Origin of the sequence: Flavobacterium sp., from assembly GCF_041392005.1 — a bacterium.
In the GTDB taxonomy this organism is placed as follows: Bacteria; Bacteroidota; Bacteroidia; order Flavobacteriales; family Flavobacteriaceae; genus Flavobacterium.
In genome coordinates this window covers 1-2,575 of the sequence record NZ_JAWKMX010000047.1, presented here as the reverse complement: position 1 = coordinate 2,575, position 2,575 = coordinate 1, and the positions used below count along the sequence as shown (strand labels likewise).

The window sequence follows — 2,575 nt, the reverse complement described above, 5'->3', positions numbered from 1 at the left end:
AATAAATAAAAAATGAAAAAAATCATTTTAAGTCTTTCACTTGTTGCATTAACTTTTTCTGTTGCAAATGCACAAGATGGTGTAGCAAAAGAATACAACAGATGGTCTGTAGATTTAAACGGAGGTTTAAGCCGTCCAACGCAACCTTTTACAATTGGAAATAATGTAAAAGGTTTCAGTTTCTATCACGTAGATGCAGGTGTACGTTATATGTTTAACACTAAAGTTGGTTTAAAAGCAGATTTTGGTTACGACAGTTACGAAAATGAAGAATCACGCATGAACTTTGAAGGGACTTACACTAGAGTAGGTTTACAAGGTGTTGTAAATGCGGGTAGAGTTTTAAACTTCGAAGAATTTGCAAAATGGTTTAACTTACAATTACACGCTGGTTTTGGTTATTCATTTATGGAAACTAACAACTTTAAAGGTAAAGACGAAATGCTTAATGTTCCTCTAGGTTTAACAGCTCAAGTTAAATTAGGAAAACGTGTAGCTTTAAATGCTGATTTTACTATGATTAATAATATTAGTCAACATTATACTTTTGATGGAAGAAACAATAGTATATATGGTAATGTAATTGAAGATAGAGGTTTTAATGGTACTTTATATAATGCAACAATTGGTCTTTCAATTTATTTAGGTAAAAAAGAAAACCACGCAGATTGGTATTTTGAAGACAAATCTAAAGAAACTTCTGATTTAGAAAATAGATTAGCACAATTAGAAGAAAAAATTAAAGATTCTGATAACGACGGCGTAGCTGATTATTTAGACGAAGAACCAAATACTCCAAGTGGAAACTTAGTAGATACTAAAGGAAAAACTTTAGATAGCAACAAAAATGGTATTCCAGATTCGTATGAAAGTTATATCAATAATTTAGTAAACAAAAACGAACCTGTAGTTTCTTCAGCTAACGAAGGTGTTTCTTTTGAAGATATGATTAACAATGGTTATATAAATGTTTATTTCCCATTCAACTCAGCTACTCCTACTACTTCATCTTACGATGCAATTAATTTTATGACAGATTACTTAAAAGCTAATCCTTCTAAATCGGTTGAGTTAATTGGTACTGCAGACGTAATAGGTAACGATAGCTACAATGTAAATTTATCGAACAAACGTTCAAATGCGGTTAAAGATTTATTAACTAAAGCAGGTGTAGATAGCAGTAGAATGTCTGTTAATGGAAAAGGAGAAGACGACAAATTTGGCGAATCTTCTATAGGTAGAGCTTTAGTAAGAAGAGTTACTTTTAAATTAAAATAATTAACAAAACTTCTTAATAACTTTAATAACCCTTGAAATTTTTCAAGGGTTATTTTTTTATCTTTAATACACACTTACCATAATTTATAAATTATGAAAACTAAAGATGAAGCTATTTTAGAAATACGAGGAACTAGTATTGGTAAAATATTAGATAATTCTACTTCGGAAGAAAAATTTCAAAATGCAACCCTACGCCCAATTCTAAAATTTCAAAACGATTTATTTATAGAGGTTTTTAAAAATTATGCCACTAAACAAAAAGGGACATTCTATTTGTTATCGCCCGAAAAAAAATTGCAGTATATTGAAAATAGCATACAGCGCGATATAAAATTTAGAAATTCTTTAAAAGGAATAATCATTGGCTTATTTACCATTTCCGAATATAAAGAATATATTCAAAATTCATCGCAACTTAATAAAAGAATGATGAATTTATTAATAGAGAGGTTGAAAAATCAGGTGCAGCTTTTAGAAAGTAACTAACTAATACAAACTTTCGCCGTTTAAGTTTGTGGTTAACACCGAACTCATATAATCGAAAAATGGACGCATAGCTAAAAATGTAGCCAAAACGTCATCTTTAAAAGAATTCGATAACACTTCCTTATCGCTAAACTTTCGCATTACTAAAAATTGTTTTTTTCGTATCAAATCGATAGCAGAATGTTCTTTATCAAAGCCTTTTGGTGCAGTTTTTAACTGCTCTCCCATTAACTCTCCAAACATTTTTTTAAAATTTTTATCGGCAATAATATCTCGTATTTCCGAAGCATCAAGTTCAAATTCTTTACGAATTCGAAGCAAATCTTCTTTATTTGGTTCCCAAAAACCACCGCCAACAAAACTATTATTTGGTTCTATGTGTAAATAATAGCCACCACGAAGCATGGGTTTGGTTCGCGAAAAACTTACGCCAAAATTGGTTTTATAAGGCGATTTATCTTTTGAGAAGCGAACATCGCGATAAATTCGAAACATATTCATTTTTTCAATACTATCATTTTTCGATAATTCGGTATTCATTTCTGTAAAAAAGAGCTTTGAATTTTGTAAAGCAACTTCATATTGCTTTTTGTTTTCAGCAAACCACTCTCGGTTGTTGTTTTGATGCAATTCTTTTAAAAAATCGAATGTTGTATTGACAATCATTAGTGTTGTTTCTTTAAAAAGTTATAAATTTTTTTCCAATTATTGGTTTCTATTGCGATAAAAGGTTGTAATTCTTCTTGTTTAACCGAAATTTCAGTTGTTCCCAAATGGGTTTTATCGTTTATATAAATTGCTTTCCCTC

3 protein-coding genes are annotated in these 2,575 nt (G+C 30.0%); 2 read left to right on the top strand and 1 reads right to left on the bottom strand.

Features of this window, described 5'->3' with window-relative positions:
- Positions 1-12: 12 nt before the first annotated feature.
- Positions 13-1,278, top strand: a complete 1,266-nt coding sequence (locus tag R2808_RS11415) for an OmpA family protein (protein ID WP_371271138.1) — start codon at positions 13-15, stop codon at positions 1,276-1,278.
- Positions 1,279-1,371: 93 nt separating this feature from the next.
- On the top strand, positions 1,372-1,767 hold the full coding sequence (locus tag R2808_RS11410) for a glyoxalase (protein ID WP_371271137.1): 396 nt from the start codon (positions 1,372-1,374) through the stop codon (positions 1,765-1,767).
- Here R2808_RS11410 and R2808_RS11405 read toward each other — a convergent pair whose 3' ends face one another.
- Positions 1,768-2,433 (bottom strand): DUF2461 domain-containing protein, encoded by a 666-nt coding sequence (locus R2808_RS11405; protein ID WP_371271136.1) that lies wholly within the window; start codon positions 2,431-2,433, stop codon positions 1,768-1,770.
- Between the last annotated feature and the right edge of the window lie 142 nt (positions 2,434-2,575).

What these genes read in the sequence shown, in the direction of transcription:
- R2808_RS11405 (WP_371271136.1), bottom strand. Translation starts at nt 2,433, where the DNA reads ATGATTGTCAATACAACATTCGATTTTTTAAAAGAATTGCATCAAAAC.
- R2808_RS11415 (WP_371271138.1), top strand. Translation starts at nt 13, where the DNA reads ATGAAAAAAATCATTTTAAGTCTTTCACTTGTTGCATTAACTTTTTCT.
- R2808_RS11410 (WP_371271137.1), top strand. Translation starts at nt 1,372, where the DNA reads ATGAAAACTAAAGATGAAGCTATTTTAGAAATACGAGGAACTAGTATT.